The sequence below is a fragment of the Desulfotomaculum sp. OF05-3 genome (assembly GCF_003435535.1).
In the GTDB taxonomy this organism is placed as follows: Bacteria; Bacillota; Clostridia; order Lachnospirales; family Lachnospiraceae; genus Pilosibacter; species Pilosibacter fragilis.
Genome location: NZ_QWGO01000023.1, coordinates 31,129 through 56,386, shown reverse-complemented (window position 1 = coordinate 56,386; position 25,258 = coordinate 31,129). Strand labels below are relative to the sequence as shown.

20 protein-coding genes are annotated in these 25,258 nt (G+C 47.1%); 19 read left to right on the top strand and 1 reads right to left on the bottom strand.

Going from position 1 to position 25,258, the window contains the following annotated elements:
- The 16 genes from DXA87_RS12320 to prfA all read left to right on the top strand — a co-directional run.
- Positions 1-1,011: ABC transporter permease (locus tag DXA87_RS12320; protein WP_348982226.1), on the top strand; the 1,011-nt coding region annotated here is incomplete at its 5' end.
- 14 nt (positions 1,012-1,025) lie between these two features.
- The gene (locus DXA87_RS12315) at positions 1,026-1,892 is read left to right on the top strand and encodes an ABC transporter permease (protein ID WP_117472454.1); all 867 of its coding nucleotides are present in this window, start codon (positions 1,026-1,028) and stop codon (positions 1,890-1,892) included.
- 20 nt (positions 1,893-1,912) lie between these two features.
- Positions 1,913-3,583 (top strand): ABC transporter substrate-binding protein, encoded by a 1,671-nt coding sequence (locus DXA87_RS12310; protein WP_117504611.1) that lies wholly within the window; start codon positions 1,913-1,915, stop codon positions 3,581-3,583.
- Positions 3,584-3,612: 29 nt separating this feature from the next.
- Complete coding sequence (locus tag DXA87_RS12305) at positions 3,613-5,028, top strand: M20/M25/M40 family metallo-hydrolase (RefSeq protein ID WP_117472450.1); 1,416 nt, start codon at positions 3,613-3,615, stop codon at positions 5,026-5,028.
- A gap of 19 nt (positions 5,029-5,047) precedes the next feature.
- Positions 5,048-6,031 (top strand): ABC transporter ATP-binding protein, encoded by a 984-nt coding sequence (locus tag DXA87_RS12300; RefSeq protein WP_117472448.1) that lies wholly within the window; start codon positions 5,048-5,050, stop codon positions 6,029-6,031.
- Entirely contained in the window at positions 6,032-7,033 is a 1,002-nt protein-coding gene (locus tag DXA87_RS12295) for a dipeptide ABC transporter ATP-binding protein (RefSeq protein WP_117472446.1), read from the top strand.
- 49 nt (positions 7,034-7,082) lie between these two features.
- Positions 7,083-8,891, top strand: a complete 1,809-nt coding sequence (locus tag DXA87_RS12290; protein WP_117504609.1) for an amidohydrolase — start codon at positions 7,083-7,085, stop codon at positions 8,889-8,891.
- A 19-nt stretch (positions 8,892-8,910) separates the two neighbouring features.
- Complete coding sequence (locus DXA87_RS12285; protein ID WP_117504607.1) at positions 8,911-9,816, top strand: PfkB family carbohydrate kinase; 906 nt, start codon at positions 8,911-8,913, stop codon at positions 9,814-9,816.
- 374 nt (positions 9,817-10,190) lie between these two features.
- A complete protein-coding gene (locus tag DXA87_RS12280; protein WP_117504605.1) occupies positions 10,191-12,254 on the top strand; it encodes a hydantoinase/oxoprolinase family protein in 2,064 nt (687 codons plus the stop codon).
- A gap of 1 nt (position 12,255) precedes the next feature.
- On the top strand, positions 12,256-13,995 hold the full coding sequence (locus DXA87_RS12275) for a hydantoinase B/oxoprolinase family protein (RefSeq protein ID WP_117504603.1): 1,740 nt from the start codon (positions 12,256-12,258) through the stop codon (positions 13,993-13,995).
- Positions 13,996-14,026: 31 nt separating this feature from the next.
- The gene (locus DXA87_RS12270) at positions 14,027-15,025 is read left to right on the top strand and encodes an SIS domain-containing protein (protein WP_021905624.1); all 999 of its coding nucleotides are present in this window, start codon (positions 14,027-14,029) and stop codon (positions 15,023-15,025) included.
- A gap of 252 nt (positions 15,026-15,277) precedes the next feature.
- Positions 15,278-16,015: a GntR family transcriptional regulator gene (locus DXA87_RS18645; protein WP_282433270.1), complete on the top strand. Its 738-nt coding sequence runs from the start codon at positions 15,278-15,280 to the stop codon at positions 16,013-16,015.
- Positions 16,016-16,237: 222 nt separating this feature from the next.
- Positions 16,238-16,447 (top strand): 50S ribosomal protein L31, encoded by a 210-nt coding sequence (rpmE, locus tag DXA87_RS12260; RefSeq protein WP_015552500.1) that lies wholly within the window; start codon positions 16,238-16,240, stop codon positions 16,445-16,447.
- A 260-nt stretch (positions 16,448-16,707) separates the two neighbouring features.
- On the top strand, positions 16,708-17,709 hold the full coding sequence (locus DXA87_RS12255) for a DUF1385 domain-containing protein (protein ID WP_021905622.1): 1,002 nt from the start codon (positions 16,708-16,710) through the stop codon (positions 17,707-17,709).
- Positions 17,706-18,869 carry a HemK/PrmC family methyltransferase gene (locus DXA87_RS12250; protein WP_242990616.1) on the top strand — a complete coding sequence of 388 codons (1,164 nt, stop codon included), beginning with the start codon at positions 17,706-17,708 and terminating at the stop codon, positions 18,867-18,869. The genes DXA87_RS12255 and DXA87_RS12250 overlap by 4 nt, the downstream gene beginning before the upstream one ends.
- Before the next feature lie 13 nt (positions 18,870-18,882).
- Entirely contained in the window at positions 18,883-19,956 is a 1,074-nt protein-coding gene (prfA, locus tag DXA87_RS12245; protein ID WP_015552502.1) for a peptide chain release factor 1, read from the top strand.
- A 277-nt stretch (positions 19,957-20,233) separates the two neighbouring features.
- On the opposite strand, the gene DXA87_RS12240 is transcribed toward prfA, so the two are convergent.
- Positions 20,234-21,571 carry an MATE family efflux transporter gene (locus DXA87_RS12240; RefSeq protein WP_117470444.1) on the bottom strand — a complete coding sequence of 446 codons (1,338 nt, stop codon included), beginning with the start codon at positions 21,569-21,571 and terminating at the stop codon, positions 20,234-20,236.
- A 430-nt stretch (positions 21,572-22,001) separates the two neighbouring features.
- On the opposite strand from DXA87_RS12240, the gene rfbA reads away from it, so the two are divergent.
- The 3 genes from rfbA to rfbD all read left to right on the top strand — a co-directional run bounded on the left by rfbA (position 22,002) and on the right by rfbD (position 24,982).
- Positions 22,002-22,904 carry a glucose-1-phosphate thymidylyltransferase RfbA gene (rfbA, locus tag DXA87_RS12235; RefSeq protein WP_015552504.1) on the top strand — a complete coding sequence of 301 codons (903 nt, stop codon included), beginning with the start codon at positions 22,002-22,004 and terminating at the stop codon, positions 22,902-22,904.
- Positions 22,905-23,064: 160 nt separating this feature from the next.
- Positions 23,065-24,102 carry a dTDP-glucose 4,6-dehydratase gene (rfbB, locus tag DXA87_RS12230; RefSeq protein WP_015552506.1) on the top strand — a complete coding sequence of 346 codons (1,038 nt, stop codon included), beginning with the start codon at positions 23,065-23,067 and terminating at the stop codon, positions 24,100-24,102.
- A 31-nt stretch (positions 24,103-24,133) separates the two neighbouring features.
- A complete protein-coding gene (rfbD, locus tag DXA87_RS12225) occupies positions 24,134-24,982 on the top strand; it encodes a dTDP-4-dehydrorhamnose reductase (protein ID WP_117472432.1) in 849 nt (282 codons plus the stop codon).
- The last annotated feature ends 276 nt before the right edge of the window (positions 24,983-25,258 follow it).

Below are 25,258 nucleotides of genomic sequence, written 5' to 3'. Positions count from 1 at the left end.
TGTTCACAATTTATTTACTCATGCGTTTTTCGTGAATCAATGGAAGGGAGAAATAGAATGAAAAAGTATGTATTACGGCGTGCTTTGATAGCAATACCAACTTTCTTTGGAATTACAGTTCTGGTTTTTTTAATTTCTTCTATGGCGTCCGGAAGCCCATTAGAGTTGTTGCTCAACAACCAGAATATTTCAGCGGCAGAAGTTGAACGACAGCGGATAAAGCTTGGTCTGGATCAACCGTTGTATATCCAGTATTTCACCTGGATCAAAAACTTTTTCCAGGGAAATCTGGGAGATTCATACAGAACAGGACAGCCGGTAATGCAAATGATTTTGGAAGGTCTTGGTCCGACAATTCTGTTGACCTTTGCGGCAGTGATCATTGCCTGTCTGATCTCAATCCCATTAGGAGTTCAGTCAGCAAGATATCAGAATAAAGGCTGGGACAATGGTTCGTCGGTATTTTCATTCCTGGCGACTTCAACTCCGAGCTTCTTCCTGGCATTGATTTTTTTATATGTTTTTTCAGTGAAATTAAAAGTCCTTCCTATTGGCGGCATGTACGATGTTGGAAAAAAGGAGACCATAGGTTCATTATTGTGCCATTTATTTATGCCGTCGGTTGTCCTGGCAATGCAGCTAGTGGGAAGCCTGATCCAGTATACAAGAAGCAGCATGCTGGAGGTTATGAGGGAGGATTTCGTCAGAACAGCACGATCAAAAGGAATCAAAGAAAAGAAAGTTATAATAAAACATGTGCTGCGAAATTCTTTGATACCGGTGGTTACATATCTTGGTATGGAAATACCGCTGCTGATTGGCGGAGCAGTTGTCACGGAGCAGGTTTTTTCCTGGCCGGGAATCGGAAGCCTGATGATCAAGTCCATAGATGCCAGAGATTATCCGGTTGTTATGGGGATTACAGTGTTGGTCGCAATTGCGGTGCTGGTATTTAATATTTTAACAGATCTTGTTTACGGAATTCTTGATCCACGGATCCGGTATAATTAAGGGAGGTGAGAAAGGTGGAAGACAGTAAAAAAGAGTCGAAAGCGAAAAACTTTATCAAGAGGTATTGTAACAACAAATTGGCGGTAATCGGTTTTTTCACACTGGTGCTTATCACACTGATCGTTATCATAGCTCCTCCGTTCCTTCCGTTTTCGGAAGCTGAGATCGATCCGTTGGCATTCAATATGCCGCCTAGCGCGAAACATCTGTTGGGAGGAGACGATGTCGGCAGAGATGTATTAAGCCGATTACTTTACGGTGGCCGGGTGTCTTTGGCAGTTGGAATTTTTTCCACGGCGGTCAGCGTGATCGTGGGAATTCCTCTGGGTATGCTGGCAGCATTTTATCGTGGGGCATTTGAAGTTGTGGTAATGCGTCTGTCAGATATTTTCATGTCATTTCCATCCACGATTCTGATTTTGTTTCTGGTATCCATGTTTGGTCCGTCAATTATCACCGTTACGGTTGTGATAGGTGTGCTCGGATGGCCGAAATTCGCAAGACAGATTTATGGAAGTGTTTTGAGCATAAGAGAAAAGGATTACATTGAAGGTGCTGTGGCGATTGGAGCAAAAGACAAGTTGATCATTACCAGATATATCCTTCCGAACGCGGTCGCTCCGATTTTTATTTCCATTACATTTCGGATCGCCTCCGCGATTATTTTGGAATCTTCGTTAAGCTTCCTTGGAATGGGTGTTCAGCCGCCGGCTGCTTCCTGGGGAAATATGCTTTATAATGCACAGTCCATCACGATCTTGACTAGCCGTCCATGGATGTGGGTTCCGCCGGGACTGGCACTGGTAATCACAATTCTTTCGATTAACTTTATTGGAAACGGTTTACGGGATGCGTTAGATCCGAAAACAGCAAAAAAATAATTATAGGAGGAGAAAAGAAAATGAAGAAGACGACAAAAATGCTGGCAATTTTATTAGCGGCAATGACAGCGCTGTCCGGATGCGGAGGAAGTGGTACAACGACCACACAGACAGAAGGGAAAACGGAAACAACTGCTGCAGCGGAAAAAACGGGAACAGAAACAGCGCAGAAAGGTCCTAAAGATGAAGTAGTAACTATGGCAGTTATTTCTTCCTGGGACACATTGAATATTTACAATACGTCAGGAAATTACGGAAACGCGGTAGCAGATCAATTATTTGAACGTCTGGTTACAAGAACACATGATGGAGTTATCGAACCCCGCCTTGCGACTGAGTGGCAAATAGCAGATGATAACAAGTCGATGACTTTCAAATTAGCTGAAAATGCATTGTGGCATGACGGAGAAAAACTGACGGCAAATGACATTGTATTTACCTGTAAGGCAATGACGAATCCAGATGTGGATAACTATTATCGTTCCGCGTTTAATGTGTTAGCGGGAACCGATGATGACGGCATTGCAGCAGACACAGATCAGTTAGGTGTAGAAGCTGTCGATGATTACACGGTAAAATTTTCATTTAAAGAGCCGAAGGATCAGGATACTATTTTAAACGCATTCTTAAGCTTCCTTTATGTTCTTCCGGAACATATTTTAGATACTGGAAATTATGCGGATATCAATAACTCTTCTTTCTGGACAAGTCCAGTTGGTGCCGGACCATTTAAATATGTGAAAGATACTGCAGGTGAGACTTTAGAGATGGAAGCATTTGAAGACTATTATCAGGGATGCCCTGATTTTAAGACATTAGTCGTTCGTGTTGTGCCGGCAGCAAACCTGACAGCAGGACTCTTAAATGGAGATATTGATGTGGTTGGCATGGGAAGTATCCCGTTATCCGACTGGGCAACTGTCAAGGGCTCAGACTCTCTTGTGGCTGCTTCTGTAGAAGATTATTCTTATCAGTATATGTTATTTAATCTGTCTGATGAGGATCCTGATTTCCAGGACGCGAAGGTGAGAAATGCATTTGATAAAGCGATCAACAAACAGGTGATGGTTGATCAGCTGATGCTGGGAGAAGGTCAGGTTGCTGTCGGACCGATGCCAAAATATCATCCGTATTATGATGAGAACCTGAAACCTAATACATATGACCCGGAAGCAGCAGAGACAATGCTGAAAGAAGCAGGATTTAATTTTGACAAAGAGTATCTGATGATCGTTCCGAAAGGAAATCAGGTAAGAGAGCAGTCTGCGCTCCTAATCCAACAGGACCTTGAAAAAATCGGTGTGAAAGTAAAAATTGAGACATATGATTTCACTACATTACTTCAGATGCTCCGCGAAGGAAAAGCTGATTTAGGTCTTCTCGGAGGCGGAAGTAATATCGATCCGAACGAAAGCAGCGTAATTTTAAAACCGAATGACGCAAGAAACTATTCACTTGTAAAAGATCCAAAGTGGTTTGATCTGGCTAACGAAGGCGTTTCTAAAGTAACAAAGGAAGAGCGGAAAAAGTGCTATGACGCATATCAGGAAGCATTGGTAGAAGATCAGCCGTATATCTGGTTATACCATCAGAATGATTTATGGGCATATTCAAAACGTTTAGCAGAAGTTCCGATCGAGAATTTTGTATGGTTTAATTTCGAAGTATGGAAATGGAAACTTGCAGATTGATCCGTGGACGGAAAGGAGATAGCATAGCGATGGAAGGACCGAAAATCGAGGAAGTATTGACATATCTTGACGAGAATTTTGATAATGATTTAAAGGCTGTCCAGGATTTTATGCGTATGAAATCCATTTCAGCGACAGGGGAAGGTATCCGGGAAACAGCGGAACGCGTGAAGGAAATGATCGAAGAGTGCGGCGGCACCTCTGAGCTGATTGAGACACCTGGTAATCCCATTGTTTACGGTCGCATTGATGAAAAAGCAGAGCACACGCTTCTTATCTACAGCATGTACGATGTGCTTCCGGCTGAGGAGCCTGACTGGATTTCAGATCCGTGGGCAGCAGAAATCCATCCGTTCAGAGATTACGGAGACTGCATTATCGGTCGTGGTGCAGTAAATACAAAGGGACCAACAGTCGCTTTCTTCAGAGCGATAAAGGCATATAAAAAAATTGCCGGAAAACTTCCGGTAAACCTTGTATTCCTGATAGAGGGGGAGGAGGAACTTTCCTCCAAATCCCTCCAGGAGTTCCTGGAAGTCAACAAGGATAAATTTAAAGACTGCGATGCAATGTTTTTCCCATCATTTGGAGAGGAAAACAGAATTGCTTCCATCTTTATGGGTGTGAAGGGAATTGTAAGCTTTGAACTGAAGTCAAAAGGCGGAGACTGGGGCGGTCCGACAGACCGAGGGATCCATGGCGCTTTTGCAGCCTGGGTTGCGAACCCTGTGTGGAGAATGACAAAAGCGCTCTCATCGATGATCGGCGAGAATGAAAATGAAATTTTGATCGATGGTTTTTATGATGGAATCTTACCATTGGAAAAGGAAAAAGACGAGGCTTTGGCTGCTTCCGCGGACCTTCTGGATGAAGAAGAGTGGAAAACAGCGTATGACGTCAAAAAATTCAAGTGGGACTTAACCGGTCTGGATCTGTGGAAAAAGATGCTGACGGTTCCGACTCTGAATATTGATGGTATCAAAGGCGGCTATATCGGTGAAGGTTCAAAGACACTTTTACCGCACGAAGTAACGGTTAAGATGGATATCCGCCTTGTTCCGGGAATGAAGCCGGACGAAATGCTGAAGAAAGTACGGAAACATCTGGATTCCAGAGGCTTCCAGGATATCGAGATCGAGGAGTATGGAAAGCCATATGATCCGTCCAGCGTACCTTATCATTCTTCTTCTGTTCAGACCTTGAAGAAAACATATGAGCTGATGGGAACAAGACCGCAGATCTGGCCCTGGAATCCGGGTTCCGCACCATATTTCCTGTTCGAGAAGATATTGGGGATCCCATACGTCACAGGCGGTATGGGACATGGATCCAGGCAGCATTCCAGCAATGAATACTGCACAGTCAAAGGAGTACTGGATTTCGAAAAATCCATGATATATTATCTGAAACTATTCCCTGAATACGCGGACAGCAAGAAAAAATAGATGCGGGGAGGAATGTGTAATGAAGGATGATGTAATATTACAGGTAAAAGATCTGAAAACATATTTCTTTGATCGAACTGGAAAAGTTCCTGCTGTCGATGGAGTTGATTTCACCATACGAAAAGGCGAAACCCTTGGTATCGTAGGCGAGTCGGGATGCGGAAAGAGCGTTACATCGATGTCAATATTAAAGCTATTGCCTCCGGAAGGAAAGGTTGTAGATGGGGAGATTATCTTTAAAGGGGAAAATATTGTGAATTATTCTGCGGAGCAGATGGAAAAAATCCGTGGAAAAGAAATCGCGATGATTTTTCAGGAGCCGATGACATCGTTGAACCCGGTCTATACAGTTGGAACCCAGATTTCAGAAATGATAACTGCCCATGAGAAAGTCTCAAAAAAGGAAGTAAGAGAGCGCGCCATCGAAATGCTCAGGCTTGTAGGTATTCCGTCTCCCGAGAAAAGAGTGGACGAATATCCACATGAACTGAGCGGAGGAATGCGCCAGAGGGTTATGATTGCCATGGCGCTGTCGTGCAATCCGGAACTTTTGATCGCAGATGAACCGACAACGGCTCTTGATGTGACGATCCAGGCGCAGATCTTAGATTTAATGCGTAAACTACAGAAAAAGCTGAATACATCTATTATGATGATCACGCATGATTTGGGTGTTATTGCGGAAATGGCTGATTATGTGCTTGTGATGTACGCGGGAAGGGTAATGGAATATTGTGATGTCCATTCTCTGTTTAAAGATCCACTGCATCCATATACGCAAGGTCTGATCAGCGCACTTCCTAATATTAACGATCAGAAGGACAGATTATATGTGATAAAAGGAAATGTTCCAAGCCTGTATGATATGCCTGCCGGATGTGGATTCTGGCCTCGTTGTCCTTATGCGACGGAGAGATGCAAAACAGAAGTTCCCGATTTATATCAGATAGGTGATCGCAAGGTACGATGCTTTTTACATGAAAATCGAAAGCAGGTGGTATAGGTGGCAGGGAATTTATTAGAAGTACGAAATTTAAAGAAATATTATTCAGTTAAGTCCGGTTTTCTGAATAAGGACCGTCGCAGTGTAAAAGCCGTGGACGGCATTAACTTATCGGTAAAGCAGGGAGAAATTCTTGGAATTGTCGGAGAAAGCGGCTGTGGAAAGTCGACACTCGGAAGAAGTATTTTACGATTGATAGAGCCAACAAGCGGGGAAGTCATTTTTGAAGGCACTAATATCTGCGGATTAAAGAAAGAAGAAATGCGTCTGAAACGCAGGGAAATGCAGATCGTGTTTCAGGATCCGGGCGCCTCGTTAAATCCAAGATTGACGGTTGGCGAAATTATCGGAGAACCGCTCGAAGTGTTTCATATCTGCGAGGGCAAGGAAAAAGAAGAGAGAATTTATAAGCTCATGGATTTGGTTGGGATTAACCGTGCGTATATTAATCGTTTCCCGCATGAATTTTCCGGTGGACAAAGACAGCGTCTTGGGATCGCAAGAGCACTGGCGGTGAATCCTAAATTGATCATTTGTGATGAGCCAGTATCAGCACTGGATGTCTCCATACGAGCGCAGGTGTTGAATCTGATAAAGGAATTGAAAGACAAACTGAATTTGACTTATATCTTTATTTCTCATGACCTCAGTGTTGTACATCACATCTGCGATCGCGTGGCTGTTATGTACCTGGGACGGGTTGTAGAGATAGCAGATAAAAAACAGATATATGAGAATCCGGTCCATCCATATACAAAGGCTCTGTTGTCGGCAATTCCAATGCCTGATCCGGAGGTAAAGCGGGAACGGATCATTCTTCAGGGAGATGTCCCAAATCCGGCCGATCCCCCATCAGGATGCCATTTTCATAAGCGTTGTCCTTATGCAAAAAAAGAATGTTCAGAAACAGTACCGCCGTTTGTAACAGTTGAACCGGGACATCAGGTATTATGTTGGCTGGCAGAAGAGCAGCAGTCAGAAACAAAGCATGAAGAAAAATGACGTGATGTGACCAAACAGGGATATTTGCATGGATGGAGGAATGGAAACGATGAACACACAGGAAAGTATTCTGAAGACAATTGAAGATAAAAGGGAGCAGTATATTCATGCTGCTCTTGATATCTGGGATTATGCGGAACCAATTTTTGAAGAATATAAATCTTCTGCTCGCCTTTCAGCACTTCTTGAACAGGAAGGCTTTTCCGTGACAAAAGGGGTTGCCGGTCTGCCGACCGCATTTATTGCCTCTTGGGGTGAGGGAAAGCCCGTAATCGGGTTCATGGGAGAATTTGACGCGCTTCCAAATCTGAGCCAGAAAGCAGATTCCGTTGAAAGAGAACCGATCATCGAGGGTGGACACGGTCACGGGTGTGGTCATCATACTTTGGGAACAGCGGCTGTCGCTGCTGCAATCGCGGTGAAAGACTATTTAAAGGAAAACGGAATAAAAGGAACCGTCCGTTTTTATGGATGCCCGGCCGAGGAAGGCGGTGCCGGAAAAGTGCTGATGAAACAGGCTGGAGTGTTTGATGATTGCGCCGCAGCGATCAGTTGGCATCCGACAGACGATAACGGTATATGGTCGATCAACTTTCACGCGCAGCAAAAAGTAATTTACAGCTTTAAGGGAAAACGCGCTGCTGATGCGCTGCAGATCTTTTTGATGGGCGCGACAAATGTCAGACATTATCTCGATCCATGCTTTGTCGTACGTTCTACAATTCTTTCACCGGGCGATGATGCAAACGATGGAGAAGTGCCTGAAGCCCGGATTCTATATGCATATCGCGCTCATGTGAGTAGCCAGGTCAAAGAAGGATTTCAGCTATTACATATGGCAGCATACGGCGCGGCTGTCATGACCGGATGCGTATTGACGGCGGATTATAAGACAGGAACAACCGAGCTGCTTCCGAACCGGACGCTGGAACGCACTATGTATAAAAAATACCAGATAGTGGGCACTGTTCCAATGACGGAAGCAGACTGGAAATATGCAGAACATATGCATCAGGCTCTTCCGGAAAACGGAGAACAGGCAACCTTCGATTTAATGCGACTGTTGTATGAGGAACAGGCAGAAGATATTATCAGGCAGGTGAAAGGAAAACCGTATAATGATGTATTGTATCCTTTCCGCGAAATTAATATCCATAAGCCTGGTTCAACAGATATTTGCGATGTAAGCTTTGCAACGCCTACTGTACAGTGTGTGGCAGCGTGCTATATAAAGGATACGTTGGGACATTCCTGGCAGGAGGTTGCCCAAGGGCGCAGTGATATCTGCATGAAGGGAATGCTGGTAGCGGCAAAGGTAATGGCACTGACGGGAGCTGAGTTATTTGAACAGCCGCTTCTTTTGGAGCAGGTTCGGAAAGAGTTTGAGGAAAAGAGAAAAGCATATTCATATCTGCCGCTCCTTGCAAGGAAAACTGTAGAGAACGGGGAAATGTCTGCACAAAAAATGGATATGGAGAGGAAGCTGTCTGATTTTAACAAGTCCCGGAAAGTGCAGGTTGAGTTTACCGGTCTGTGTGACGATGGATTAGCACAAAGACAGACAGGTAAAGCCCTGTCCAAAAATGGAAATGCATTAGAGGCGCTGGAATTTTTCACTCTGGGTCTGGCATATGGGAACAAAGATATATTCGATAAGGTTGGCTATGAGACGAGAATCATGGAAACAGGCGATGAGGATATGGTTAAGGTTCCAGAACTGACGAAGATCCTGGTGACTGTAAAGCAGCAGGAAGACATTCGCAGTGATGATCTCAGAGAATTTTTTACAGGTGTGGACATGGTAGCCACAGGGGCGGCAGAAGTGACTGGCTGCCAGGTAAAATTTTTATTTGAGTAAAAAATAAGAGGATACAAAAATGGTTAAGGTTTTGGGTTTGGGTGACAATGTGTGTGATATCTACCTGAATGAGAGGACGATGTATCCAGGTGGGCAGGCAGTTAATTTTGCGGTATACGCAGGTATGCTTGGCGTAAAATCAGATTTTATGGGCGTTTTTGGAAATGACGCGATTGCCGGTCATGTGAAGGCATCACTCGACGCCCATAGCGTTGGATACAGCCATTGTCGCAGCTATGCCGGAGAAAATGGTTTTGCGAGAGTGATGATCGTCGATGGGGACCGTGTGTTTAAGGGAAGCAATAAAGGCGGAGTAATCCAGAAACATCCGATCCGTCTTGAGAAAGAGGATCTTGAGTATGCGGACGGCTTTGATCTGATCCACACGACAAACAATGGATTTACGGATGATCTGCTTCCTGATCTGCATGTGCTTTCACCATTTGTAAGCTACGACTTTTCTTACCGCTGGAATGAGGAGGACCGTGTGGACCGTGTCTGCCCGTATATTGATTTTGCGTTCCTTTCCTGCAGCGATTTAAGCGATGAAGCAACGGAAAGGTTGTGCGGAAAACTGCATGAAAAAGGCTGTGGGGTTGTGACAGCTACCCGCGGAAGCAAAGGTGCGACAGTTTATGATGGACACCATTTTTACCGTCAACTGCCGGACTATGTGATCCCTGTGGACACAATGGGGGCGGGAGACAGCTTTGCGACGGCCATGTTGGTGACAATTTTGAAAAAATTAGAAGAGGAGTCAGAAGCAAATTGGGAAGATCCGGAAATAAGAATGAAGATTTTGCCAGTAGCATTAAAGACTGCCGCAGCTTTTTCAGCAAAAACATGTCTGATCAAAGGCGCTTTTGGTGGAGGCGTTCAAGTGCCGGATTCTGTATATGAGCGGGTGTATAAAGATTTATCTTAGTCGAGAAAACTCCCACCTCTTTTAGGTGGTGAGTCGTAGCAAATTTGTCTCAGTGTGAGTTAGGTCTCCAACTAAGATAAATGCTCCGCGAGGATGCACAGTGATTCTGATAGGAATATGTCGGCTTCGCTGACAAGAATCACGCGCCAAGTCTCACGGACATTCGACTTGAAAGAATCGGAGCAGCTTGTTATGAGAAAGAAATGAAGAATAGTATTGACAAATGGTCGAAAATAAAGTATTTTATCATTAAAGAATATATGATGATATATAACAATACAAGCTGTATGAAGTCAACTTGAAGCGCCGGACATGCAAATAGTCATGCTCGGACAGAGCAGCTTACAAACAACCAATACATGGGAGGAAATAATATGTCTTATATGATTGGCGTAGACGTTGGAGGAACGTTTACAGATTTCTCTGTTTTTGATCAGGAAACCGGCGAATTGTTCAATTATAAGGACAGTTCTACACCGGCAGACCCGTCCAAGGCAATTGTAAAAGGTGTGCAGGATGTATTAGAGATAAAGAAGGCAAAACCGGAGACAGTCAGCTATCTGGCACATGGTACCACAGTAGGAACCAATGCGCTGATCGAAAAGAAAGGCTGCCGCCTTGGTCTTATCACCACAAAGGGATTTAAAGACCTGATGGAGATCGGAACACAGCGCCGTCCGTCTCTTTACAACCTCCAGGCACAGAAGCCGTATCCGTTAGTTCCGTCTGGCTTAAACTGCACCGTTACAGAGCGTATCCGCTATGACGGCAGCATTGAGACACCGCTTGATGAGGAAGAGACCAGAGAAGTGGTCCGCTACTTAAAAGCCCAGGGAGTTGCTGCTATCGCAGTGTGCACCCTCTTCTCCTTCATCAATCCGGTTCATGAGGAAAGAATCGAAGAGATCATTCATGAGGAGTTCCCGGAAGCTTACGTAACGATTTCCAGCAAGCTGGCACCGGAGTTCCGTGAGTTCAGCCGTATGAGTACAACGGTCATGAACAGCTACTTAGGACCGGTTATGAAGAAGTATGTAAACAACTTCCGCGAGTCTATCGCACAGCTCGGCATCAAGGTTGAGCCGTATGTAACACAGTCCAACGGTTCCATCATTTCCATTAAAGAGACGATTGACTGCCCGATCAAGACCGCGTTATCCGGACCGAGTGCCGGCGTTATTGCAGCGGCTTATATCGGCAAACAGTGCGAAGCAGACAAGATCATTACATTCGATATGGGCGGTACCAGCGCAGATATTTCCCTGATCGAGAACTATACACCGCAGGTATCCAACGAGCGTTACGTTGAGGGATATCCGGCAAGAATCCCGATGATCAACATCATCACCATCGGTGCCGGCGGCGGCTCCATCGCAAAGATCGATGACGGCGGCGCGTTAAAGGTAGGACCGAAGAGTGCCGGCGCAACTCCTGGACCTGCATGCTACATGCGCGGCGGCGAGAATCCGTGCGTAACAGATGCAAACATCGTCTTAGGAAAACTGAACCAGAAGAAGATCCTCGGCGGCAGAATGGACGTGGATATTGAGTTGGCAAAGAATGCGATCAAGACAAAGATCTGTGATAAATCTAATCTTGATATGAAACGTGCAGCAAACGGAATCATCACCGTAGTTAACTCCAACATGGTCCGTGCGATCCGAAGCGTATCCGTAGAGAAAGGCTACGATGTCCGTGAATTCAGCCTGATGGCATTCGGCGGCGCAGGTCCGCTCCATGCGTGCGAAGTAGCAAAAGAACTGGGAATGAAGGAAGTTCTTATTCCGCCGCATCCGGGCACACTCTGCAGCTTAGGTTTACTCTTAGCTGATACAAAGTTTGACTTATCCAGAACAAAAGTTATGAACGGTGAGGCTGACAACTTAGACAGCATCAACGAGCAGTTTGACAATATGGTAGAACAGGGAACCGGTCTTTTAGACAAAGAAGGGGTTCCGGCAGACCGCCGTTACTTTGAGTTTGCTATTGATATGCGTTATCAGCGTCAGAACTTCGAGATCAGCATTCCGGTACCGGCTGGAAAGATGACAGAGGAGACATTAAAGAAAGCACTGGCTGATTTCCATGCAGAGCACAAGAGAAGCTACGGTTACTGCAAGGAAGACGCAATCGTTCAGTTTGTAAGTTACCGTGTTTCCGCGATCGGCGTGATCGACAAACCGGATCTTAAGGCATCAGAGCTTCATCCGGAAGCACCGATCCCGGCACCGATCGAAGTCCGTCAGGTCCTCTTCCAGAACAGCGACGAGTATATTGAGACTCCGGTATACTTAAGAGAAGAATTCGTTCCGGGTCAGGCGATCCCAGGTCCGTGTATCTGCGAACAGATGGATACCACACTTGTAGTGCCGAAGGGCTGGACGATCCATGTAGATGGATATCATAACTTAAAGATTCGTGATGAGGAGGAGAAGTAAGATGGCAAAGCAGATCGATACCGTAACTGTTGAGGTTGTCCGCAATCTCCTGATGTCCATTGCTGAGGAGACTTACGGAATCATTGTCCGCAGTGCATACTCCACCAATATGAAGGAACGCCGTGACGTTTGTACGGCTGTGATCGATCCGGATGGAAACAGCGTTGCGCAGGTAGAAAGTTTAGCTGCATTGTTAGGCTCCATGCTGAGTGTAGTTCCAAATATTTATGAAAAATTCGGAAAAGAAAATGTCCGCCCGGGCGATATGTTTATCGCTAACGACCCGTATCACGGAGGCGGCAACCACCTGCCGGATATTGTAATCGCGGCTCCGGCCTTTGTAGGCGACAAGCTGGTGGGCTGGATCGCAAACATTGCCCATCATTCCGATATCGGCGGTAAAGTACCGGGTTCCACATCCGGTGACGCTGACAGCTTATTCCAGGAAGGTATCCGTATTCCGGTGATCCGTATCCGCGAAAATAACGAGACAATCAGCAGCGTTCTTGATCTCCTCCTTGACAATACCCGTGTTCCACAGGAACGTGAGGGAGACCTGACTGCACAGATGTCTGCAAACCTGATCGGTGTGCAGAGAATCCAGGAGGCATATGCCCGCTACCAGGATGACCTGATTGCGTGCATGAAGGAACTGGTAGGCTACTCCGAGCGTCGTGTCCGCGCTGTCGTTGCAGAGCTTCCGGACGGCGAGTATAACTACACGGACTATGTAGACGGCTGCGGAGACAAATATCCGGATCCGCTTCCGATCAAGGTAAAAGTAACCATCAAGGGCGACAATTTAACGATCGATTTTACAGGAACTGCAGATCAGATCAAAGCTCCGATCAACGTACCGTATCCGTGTACAAAAGCGGCAGTATTTTTCGCAGTAAAAGCCCTGATGGGCGACGATATCCCAGCCAATGAGGGAATCAACCGTGCGATCAAGATCATTGCTCCGAAGGGCTGCATTGTAAATCCGACAGAGCCGAGCCCGATCGGCGCGCAGATCGACTGCCAGCAGAGAATTCCGGACGCGATCTTCGGTGCCCTGGCTCCGATCTTCCCGGATACCGTGGTTACCGCAGGAAACGGCGCGTGCACCACGACGATCTTAGCTGGTGAAGGTGCGATCGGTACAGACAGCGTATTTATCTTCCATGAGGTTATCGCCGGAGGCGGCGGAGCTTCCAAGGGCTTAGACGGTCTGTCGGGTGTCCAGGTAAATATGACGAATACATCCAACATGCCGATCGAGGCAACAGAGATGGAGTTCACGAAGATCCTTGCCAGAAAATATGAACTGAAGGAAGATACGGGCGGAGCAGGTCAGTTCCGCGGCGGTCTTGGAATTGAGCGTGAGCTTGAAGTGCTGCAGGATGATGTGGCATACACAGGACTCGGTGATCGTCATAAATTCCATCCGTGGGGACTTGCAGGCGGCAAAGAGGGCGCAGCAGGCGCATTCTACCGCGTTGCGACAGACGGCACCGTCACAAAGATGGGCCATAAGACGACAAGCTTCCCGTTAAAGAAGGGCGATGTGATCCGTGTTACAACACCTGGTGCCGGCGGTTACGGTGATCCGATGAAACGCGATCCGGAAAAGGTATTGAAGGACGTTAAAGAGAAAAAAGTATCTGCAGAGGCAGCAAAGAAGGAATACGGTGTGGTTGTTGTATCCGATGGAGTTAATTACCATGTAGATGAGCAGGCAACCAAAGCACTCCGTGGATAAAAATCAATTGTAAGAAAGAGAGGATATTTCTATGATCAAAGGGATGCAGGAAGTCATCGATGTGATGACAAAGGCAAAAGCAGATCTGGATAAAAACGGCGGCTTAAAGCAGGTGATCTTTGTAGCCTGCGGGGGCTCTTTCGCATCTTCCTATCCGGCACGCTTTTTATTAAATCAGGAGAGTTCCATCCGTGTTCAGGGTTACAACAGCAGCGAGTTCGTCAATGCGACCCCGAAGAATGTAGATAAAAACACTCTTGTGATCGGCACATCCACAAAGGCGACGGCAGAGACCGTAGAAGCGCTGAAAGTGGCTAAGGCAAAGGGCGCAGTCACCATCGGATTATCCGGCTACGCGGATTCCCTGACAGCCCAGACAGCTGATTATTATGTAACATATTATCACGCAGACGAGTGGTATAAGGACCCGACACTTGTTCATTACAACAGTCAGGGTACAGCATTAAAGATCGCGTTCTGGCTCTTAAAAGAGTACGATAATTATGAGGCATATGATCAGGCTCTGGAAGCTTTCGAGAAGTTAGAGACGATCTACGGTAAGGCATACAAGGATGTTCGCGCGGAAGCAGCAAAATTCGCCATGACATATAAGGATGACACCGTATGGAACGTAATGTCCAGCGGAGCTGCATGGGAAGTTTCCTATTCTGACGCATTCTGCTTCTTCCAGGAGATGCAGACCGTCCACTGTGTTCCGATCCACTCCGGTGAATATTTCCATGGCGCATTTGAGACATGCGACAAGGATCTGGCAATTCTGTTATTTAAGAGCGTTGGACGCACACGTCCGGTGGATGAGAGAGCCGAGCGCTTCTTAAATCAGTTCGGCGGACATCACTGGATCATTGATGCCGAGGAGCTGGGCTTAGGCGAGTTGGATGAGAGAGTTGCAGAGTACTTTAACTCTCTTCTGTTCCACCCGATCTCCAAACAGTTCATCTCCGCGATGGCAGATGTGAGAATGCATCCGATGACCTATCGTCGTTACATGTGGAAATTTGATTATTAATTGATACGCTGACGATATACGAGGCAGGCTGATGTCCATCAGAGGTGGACATCAGCCTGTTTTTATGTAATCATGTGCCCTGCAGGAAAGTGCAAAAGAAATGTGAAAATATAGGAAAACCTTGAAAAAAACAAGAAAAATAACTTGTCACGGGACAATACAAATAGTATCATAAGGTATATAACATTATATATCTATTTGCCAATATTGTATGTCCAAAGGTAATATTTGAAAGAGCAGAAGGGGGGAAGTATGGAAGCGAATATGAATCCAAACAGCATTGTTCCGTTATATGTACAGGTCGTAGAATGTCTAAAACGCGATATTGAAAACGGAGTATACAATGCAACAGGAAGAATTCCAACGGAGGCGGAACTGGCAGAACAGTATAAAGTGAGCCGGATCACGATCCGCAGAGCTGTGGATGATCTGGTAAGTCAGGGGCTGGTCGAGAAAAAACAGGGAAAGGGAACTTTTATCTGTCGCCAGAAATTTGCGAAAGATATTAAAAACCTTCAGAGTTTCTCAGAGATGTGTCATCATATGAATATGAAACCGTGCGGACAGATGCTGGAGAACAAGCTGGTTCACGCTGATGAAAAGATTCGGAAACAGTTAAATCTGGAGCCGGGAGCATACGTGATCTATATTTCCCGGCTGCGGACAGCCGATGGTGAACCGGTGACGATCGAGAGAAACTATTTTCCAGTGAAATACTCATTCCTCCTGGAGAAGAAGTTTGATGATAACTCTCTGTTTGAATGCCTTCAGGAGGAGGCGAAGGTGCGTGTTATCACGTCAGAAAAGCAGATCGAGTTATGCCGGGCCACAGCAGCAGAGGCAAAGCTGATGAAAGTAAAGAAAGGAGCTCCGCTTCTGTATATTAAGAGTGTTGCCTATACGTACGACAGGGAGCCTCTCTACGCGGGTGCCCAGGTCTTTAACGGTGAGGTATGTTCCCTCTATGTCTGTGAATCTGTGGAACAGTAGCAGCGGGAAGTGGAAAAATGACGGGCTGCCTGCGGTCATTGTGGATAACCTGCAAAAATCATGAAAAACCGCGGAAAATATACTTGCATTAGCAGTATGCATATGCTATAATTATTAAGCTGTTCTGGCGGAACAGGACATATGGCTGTAAAGCTGTATTATTTTTTATTAACGTAACGTGACTGTCAGTCATGTACCAAAAATTTTAAAGAGGTGAAAATCATGAAACAGGGAATCCACCCAAATTACTATCAGGCCAAGGTCGTTTGCAACTGCGGTAATGAATTTGTAACTGGTTCTACCAAGAAAGACATTCACGTAGAAATCTGTTCCAAATGCCATTCATTCTATACTGGTCAGCAGAAGGCTGCTTCCGCTCGCGGACGTATCGAGATGTTCAACCGTAAGTATGGTATGAAAACAGACAAATAAGGTTTGATTAGTGAAAGGTTGAGCTTTTGGATAACTCTGAAAACTCAGCCTTTTTTGTCATACAGGGAATCAAGGAGAAAAAATCAACGCAAGCTTGCTTGCAGGGGATTTTTTCTCTTTGATTCCCGCACAAACATGAACAAGCAGCCATTTTTCGTAAGAAAAATGAGCGGATTATGAATGTTTGTGGAGAATCGCGGGAGCACGAAGTGCGGAGCGATTCTGGTATGACACTATGAGACATATATGGAGGTAAAATCTTGAAATATTCCGGTATCGGGGGACAGGCAGTATTAGAGGGTATCATGATGAAGAACAAGGACAATTACGCCACGGCTGTCAGAAAGCCGGACGGCGAGATCGTTGTCAAGAAAGATACCTATGTGAGCATGACAGAAAAAGTAAAGTTTTTCTCCCTGCCGTTTGTGAGAGGAATCTTTAGTTTCGCGGACTCCATGATCCTGGGAATGCGTTCCCTGACATGGTCGGCAAGCTTCTTTGAGGACGATGAGGAGGACGAGGAGCCGGGAAAGTTCGAGAAATTTTTGATCGATACATTTGGTGAAAAAGTAGATAATGTCGTTATGTCGGCGGTGATGGTATTCTCCATCTTTATGGCGATTGCGATCTTTATGGTACTCCCGCTTTTGATCGCGGGAATCTTCCGGAAATTTATCCACTCTGAGACTGTGATGGCGATTCTTGAAGGCTGTATCCGAATTGCGATTTTCATCACCTACATTAAGGTGATCTCACGGATGGAGGACATCAAGCGGACGTTCATGTACCACGGATCGGAACATAAATGCATCAATTGCTTAGAGCATGGCCTTGTGCTCAACGTGGAGAATGTAAGAAAAAGCTCCAAAGAGCATAAGCGCTGCGGAACGAGCTTTCTTCTGATCGTTATGGTGATCAGCATCCTGTTCTTCATGGTGGTCCGTGTAGATACGATCTGGCTTCGGATCGTCAGCCGGATCGTCCTGATCCCGGTGATCGCGGGTGTCTCCTATGAGGTGCTCCGCCTTGCAGGAACCAGCAATTCGAAGATCATGGACATCGTCAGCCGTCCGGGCATGTGGATGCAGGGACTTACGACAAAGGAGCCGGATGACTCGATGATCGAGGTAGCGATCGTCGCGGTCGAGGCTGTGTTTGACTGGAAGAAATATCTGGAAGAAAATTTCCCGGAGCAGTATCCGGCAGGATATTTTGAGAGAGAAGATCAGACAGGGAAGAACGCGCAGGAGATAACGGCATGAGCGAGATGAAGAACGCTGTCGGGGCTGGAACAGGTCGGTCCGGAGATGATCTATGCGCGGGAAATAGTGTGTGTGAATTTAAGATCTGGGCAGATGTCCTAAACTACGGAAAAAAGATCTTAAAGAATGCGGGGATTGTGGAGGCGGATCTTGACGCCTGGTATCTGTTTGAGCAGAGCTTCGGGATCTCCAGGGCGCAGTATTTTCTTTGCGCAAGGGAGAACATTGTCGGAAGCACGGCACAGAAGATCGCTGTGCAGGAGCAGCACGGAGATCTTTTAGAGAGCGGTAACGCGCTGGACTGTGCAGAACTGTGGCTGAAAGAGAAACTGTCAGCGTATGAGCACGCACTGAAAAAACGCGCAGCCCGCATTCCGCTGCAGCAGATCATAGGACAACAGGAGTTCATGGGACTTTCGTTCTTTGTCAATGAGCATGTACTGATCCCGAGGCAGGATACAGAGACGCTGGTGGAGCTTGTGCTGCAGGAGCAGAAGGATAAGGATATTTCGATCCTTGATATGTGTACTGGATCCGGCTGTATTGCGGTGAGCTTGAAGAAGCTTGGAGGATATGCGCATGTGGAAGGCGCGGATATCTCGGAAGAGTCGTTAAAGGTTGCAAAAAGAAATTCAGAAGAGATTCTTGAAAACAACGATGTAAATAATGATGCAGTCAGCAGCAGGACAGAACAAATACAGAATTGCACGAATTTGACAAACAATCAGAATAAACAGGATAATTCTGAAGAACGCATGGTTTCTGAAGCCAGCAAGCTGTCGCAGGCAGGTGTAACATTCCGCCACAGTGACATGTTCAGCAATTTTCCGGAGACAGAACAGTTTGATGTGATCGTTTCCAACCCACCCTACATCCCCAGCGCAGTTATCGAAGAGCTGGAACCGGAAGTGCGGGACCATGAACCCCGGGGAGCTCTTGACGGGACTGCAGACGGACTTTATTTTTACAGAATTCTGGCAGAAGAATGTGCCAAACATCTGACGCCGGGAGGACATGTGTATTTTGAAATCGGATATGACCAGGGGATGGCGGTGAAGGAACTGCTGGATAACCATGGTTTTAAGGATACAAGAGTGATTCAGGATCTGGCAGGAAAAGACCGCGTCGTGTGCGGCGCCTGGCAGACCGCAGGCGTATGAGGAGGTTTTATAGATGTTTGACCGTTTGGATGACATGTTACGGCATTACGAAGAACTGATGCTGGAATTAAATAACCCGTCGGTGGCGGAAGACCAGAGAAAATTCCGCAAGCTGATGAAGGAGCAGGCAGACCTGGCGCCGATCGTTGACGCCTACAAGCAGTATAAGCAGGCGAAACAGGATGTCGAGGACAGCCTGGCGCTTCTCGACGAGGAGAGCGACGAGGAGATGAAGGAACTCGCGAAGGAAGAGCTTGCCGATGCGAAGAAGAGGATCGAGGAGCTGGAACAGGAGTTAAAGATCCTGCTTCTTCCGAAAGACCCGAACGATGAGAAGAACGTTATCGTTGAGATCCGTGCCGGTGCAGGAGGAGACGAGGCGGCGTTATTCGCTTCCGAGTTATACCGCATGTACGTGCACTATGCGGAGAGCCAGCACTGGAAGACAGAGATGATCAACGTCAGTGAGAGTGGAATCGGTGGAATGAAGGAAGTGGAGTTCATGATCACGGGACATGGCGCTTACTCCAAGTTAAAATATGAGAGCGGTGTTCACCGTGTACAGCGTGTCCCGGAGACAGAGTCCGGCGGACGGATCCATACCTCTACCGCAACCGTTGCGATCATGCCGGAGGCAGAAGAGTTTGACGTTGTGATTGATGATAAGGATATTCGTATCGATGTTATGCGTGCGTCTGGTAACGGCGGACAGTGTGTCAACACCACCGATTCCGCGGTACGTTTAACACATATCCCGACAGGAATCGTAATCTACAGCCAGACTGAGAAGTCCCAGCTGCAGAACAAGGAGAAAGCATTTCGTTTACTGCGTTCCAAGTTATATGATATGGAGCTTGAGAGACGCCAGAATGAAGAAGCGGCAGAGCGCCGCAGCCAGATCGGTACCGGTGACCGCTCCGAGAAGATCCGTACCTACAACTTCCCGCAGGGACGTGTGACAGACCACAGGATCAAGCTGACACTCTATAAGATCGATGCCATCATGGACGGCGATATTCAGGAGCTGATCGACAGCCTGATCGCAGCAGACCAGGCGGCGAAGCTTGCAAAAATGAATGAGAACTAATTAAAAAATACCTTCGAGGACCAGAAATGATCTTCGAAGGTATTTTTTATCTCAGTCGAGAAGACTCCCACCTCTTCAGGTGGTGAGTCATAACAAATTAGTCTCAGTGGGAGTTAGGTCTCCGACTGAGAGAAACGCTCCGCGAGGATGCGCAGTGATTCTGTAAAGAATATGTAAGCTTGCGCTGACCAGAATTACGTGTCAAGTCTCATGGACGTTCGACTTGAAAAATGGGAAATTCCAAGAAATTCCCTATTTCACAAAAGGCACATTCTCTTTATGAGAAAATAATCTTCTGCCACCGCCCGCTCCTGTACCTGCAGACGAAGAAGATTCCGCGGACAAGCCAGTCGATGGTCATAGCAACCCAGACACCGAAGATTCCCATATGGAACACCATGGTCAGCAGGTAGCTGAAACCAAACCGGAACACCCACATGGAGATGATGGAGAGCACCATGGTGACCTTCACATCCGCCGCGGCGCGCAGCGTATTCGGCAGCGTGAAGGACAGCGGCCAGATCGTCACAACGCAGGCAGCATGATACAGGATAATATCGTTTGCATACTGGGCGGCCTCGTCGGAGAGATTGTAGACCGACAGGATAAACGGCAGCGCCAGGATCACGATGAGGTTTGATGCGATCAGGCAGAGATACTCCACGCGCATCATATGCTTTGTGTAATATTTTACCTGCTCGAAATCTCCCGCGCCGACGCACTGGGCGCAGACCGTGAGAAGTGCAAAGCCGAAGGACATGCCGGGCAGGATCGCAAAGTTCGCGATATTATTGCCGACCGCGTTCGCTGCCAGGGATGCGGTTCCGAGACCGGAGACGAGACTTAAAACGGCGATCTTTCCAAGCTGGAACATACTGTTCTCCAGGCCGTTCGGAATTCCGATATAGAGGATCTTTTTCAGCACATTCCACTTGATCTTAAACGGGTATGGGTGCAAAATGTGAAGTTCATGTTTCTGGTTGTTTAACAAAATAAGAATCACCACGCAGGCAACACCTCGGGACACGACCGTCGGGATCGCAACGCCCTCGACACCGCGGTGGAATCCGAAGATTAAAAGTGCGTTTCCGAATACATTGATGGAGTTCATGAGTAGTGAGGTCTTCATGGCGATATTGGAATTTCCCATAGCACGGAAGATCGCGGCTCCCGCGTTGTACATGGCGATCATCGGGATGGAAGACAGAACGATCAGCAGGTAGGTACGACTGTCCTTCATGACTTCCGGCTCGATCTTTCCGAATACATGGTACAGGATCACGTTCTGTCCGAGGTAGCCGAGAATCATAATAAAGATCGAGAACAGGAATGTGAAGTTAAAAAGCTGGGCGGTCGCTTCGCAGCCGGTTTTCGGATCTTTTCTTCCAAGATACTGTCCGGCAATCACCGCACCGCCGGTGGCGAGAGCCGTGAAGATATTGATGATGAGAAGCATGACCGTGTCGACCAAGGAAACACCAGAGACGGCTGCCTCCCCGACCCGGGCGACCATGATGGAGTCGGAAAGACCGACGGCGACCTGTAGAAACTGATCCACGATCAGGGGGATGATCAGGCGCACCAGGTCGTTCCGGCTGAAAAGACGATTATTCATATGTAGATACATCCTCCAGAAAAAAATATAATATAGGTTCTAACATATTTTTATAAGATTTGCAATTGGGAAAAGTTCCGGTTTTTAAGTATGGTCCTGTGGTATGATTTCAGCGAATTTTCTTAAACAAAGGGATAGTCTATAAGAATATTTAAGAATAGAACTGCAAAGGGAAATGAATGTCGAAGAAGGTGCAAGGGCAGTTAAGAAAAGAGTCAGAAGGAAAAACAGATGTCTGCAGAGGGAAACGGACAGCGAACATCATAGGTATGATGTGAAATATGGGGAAATTATAAAAAATCCACAAAAATCTTCATGTTTTTTAAGAGAATTATAAGAGGAAGTACCTTTAAAAGAAAAGGCATTTATGCTATAATGACCCCAGTATAGGGCGTAGTGTGCCCAAAAACAGATGAGAAAAGGAGAGCATATGAAAGGAATCATACTTGCCGGCGGAAGCGGCACAAGACTGTATCCGCTCACGAAGGTAACTTCCAAACAGCTTTTACCAATTTATGATAAACCAATGATCTATTATCCGTTATCCGTGCTGATGAACGCAGGAATCAGAGATATCCTCATCATCTCCACACCGGACGATACCCCGAGATTTGAGGCGCTGTTAGGTGACGGAAAACAGTTCGGCGTGAACTTATCCTACGCTGTACAGCCGAGCCCGGACGGACTTGCCCAGGCCTTCATCATCGGTGAAAAATTCATCAATGGTGACTCTGTTGCGATGATCTTAGGAGATAATATCTTCCACGGACAGGGCTTAAAGAAACGTCTCCGTGCGGCAGCAGAGAAGGAGAAAGGCGCAACCGTATTCGGCTACTATGTCGATGATCCGGAGCGTTTCGGTATCGTTGAGTTCGATGAGACTGGAAAAGCGATCTCCATCGAAGAGAAGCCGGAAAAACCGAAGTCCAATTACTGCGTGACCGGTCTTTACTTCTACGATAACCGCGTTGTCGAGTATGCGAAGAACTTAAAGCCGTCCGCAAGAGGCGAGCTTGAGATCACAGATTTAAACCGCATCTACCTTGAGAACGGCGAGCTGGATGTAACACTTTTAGGACAGGGCTTTACATGGCTTGACACCGGTACCCACGAGTCCTTAGTTGAGGCCACAAACTTCGTTAAGACCATCGAGACCCACCAGCACAGAAAGATCGCGTGTCTGGAAGAGATCGCCTACACGAATGGCTGGATCTCCAAGGAAGAAGTTATGGCCGCATACGAGATCTATAAGAAGAACCAGTACGGCCAGTATTTAAAGGATGTCATCGACGGAAAATATATCGACAAACTGCCGGGACACGCAGATAAGTAAAGAGAAAAAACAGCAGGCTTTCAGCGCACTCACGCCCAAACACAAAGCGTTTGAGTGGAAGCTTCTGAACTGATACAGGAAAGGATGGAACATGAGCTGAGTGTATTCCTGTAGGGAAATTTTGCAGTCAGGATCATGTTCATGAAGGAGAAATAAACACATGAAAATCATCGTAACAGGCGGCGCCGGATTTATCGGCGGCAACTTCATCCACCATATGGTAAACAAATACCCGGAGTACCAGATCGTAAACCTCGATCTCTTAACATACGCCGGAAATCTTGAGACATTAAAGCCGGTCGAGAATAAGCCGAACTACAAGTTCGTAAAGGGCGACATCGCAGACCGTAAATTCGTATTCGACCTCTTCGAAAAAGAGAAACCGGATATCGTTGTAAACTTCGCAGCGGAGAGCCATGTTGACCGTTCCGTTGTAGATCCGGAAAGCTTTGTCCGCACAAATGTTATGGGAACTACAACGCTGCTTGACGCATGCCGTACCTACGGAATCAAGCGTTACCATCAGGTTTCCACTGATGAGGTCTACGGAGATCTTCCGTTGGACCGCCCGGATCTCTTCTTCACAGAGGAGACACCGCTCCACACCTCCAGCCCGTACTCTTCCTCCAAGGCAAGCGCTGACCTTTTCGTTCTCGCTTACCACAGAACCTACGGACTCCCGGTGACGATCTCCCGCTGCTCCAACAACTATGGCCCGTACCACTTCCCGGAGAAGCTGATCCCGCTGATGATCAGCCGTGCTCTGGCTGACGAGGCGCTTCCGGTATACGGAACAGGCGAGAATGTCCGCGACTGGCTCCATGTTTCCGACCACTGTGAGGCCATCGACCTGATCATCCACAACGGACGTGTCGGTGAGGTTTATAACGTCGGCGGACACAATGAGAGAACAAACCTGGAGGTCGTTAAGACGATCTTAAAGGCATTAAATAAGCCGGAGAGCCTCATTAAATTCGTAACAGACCGCCCGGGCCACGACAGACGTTACGCCATCGACCCGACAAAGCTTGAGACAGAGCTTGGCTGGAAGCCGAAATACAACTTTGATACCGGTATCCAGCAGACGATCCAGTGGTATCTGGACAACGAGGACTGGTGGAAGCACATCTTAAGCGGTGAGTACAGCAATTACTTCGATAATATGTACGGCGACCGTCTCGGTAAAGATTTAAAGTAAGGCACTTTCAGGTGAAAGGAATAACGCGAACATGAGAGTTTTAGTAACAGGCGTAAAAGGCCAGCTTGGTCATGACGTTGTAAATGAGATGGAAAAACGCGGTCTGACTCCGATCGGAGTCGATCTTGCGGAGATGGATATTACCGATAAAGAGGCATGCGACCGTGTGATCACGGAGGCAAATGTCGAGGCGGTCATCCACTGTGCCGCTTATACAGCAGTTGACGCAGCGGAGGACAATGTGGATGTTTGCATGAAGGTCAACGCAGGCGGGACAAGAAATATCGCGGAAGTCTGCAAAAAGCTCGGCATTAAGATGATGTACATCAGCACGGACTATGTGTTCGACGGACAGGGAACCCGCCCGTGGGAGCCGGATGACGAGAGACATCCACTGAATGTCTATGGACAGTCCAAATATGAGGGAGAGCTTGCAGTCGAGGAGCTGGTAGAGAAATTCTTTACCGTCCGCATCGCCTGGGTATTCGGCGTAAACGGCAAGAACTTTATCAAGACCATGCTGCGGATCGGAAAGGAGCGTGGAGCTGCATCTGTCGTTGATGACCAGATCGGGTCCCCGACCTACACCTACGATCTCGCAAGACTCCTTGTTGATATGATCCAGACCGACAAATACGGCAGATACCATGCGACCAACGAGGGACTCTGCTCCTGGTATGAGTTCGCGTGCGAGATCTTCCGCGCAGCCGGCATGGATGTCAAGGTGACACCGGTGCATTCCGATGAGTATCCGGCAGCAAAGGCAAAACGCCCGATGAACAGCCGGATGAGCAAGGAAAAGCTTACAGAGAACGGCTTCGAGCGTCTTCCGGAGTGGAAGGACGCGGTTGCGAGATATCTGAAGGAGATCACCTGGTAGAAGGGTTCACTGCCTGAAAGAGGTGGAGCCTTACCGGACTGGGATAAAGATCAGGATTTGGCGGCGAAGGACCGGTCCTGCTTATAAAAAGACATACGGCTGTCGGTGAAGACATGTTCTCCGGCAGCCTGTTTTATCAGAGAAAACAGGATCTGCGAAGTCCTGTCAGCAGCGTATCAATGCCGGACAGTTTGGTGCAGATGCGCATAATCTATGAAGAGACAGAAAACCGCGGACTCTATAGAGAATGAGGATATTGTTTTATGGAAATGTCCG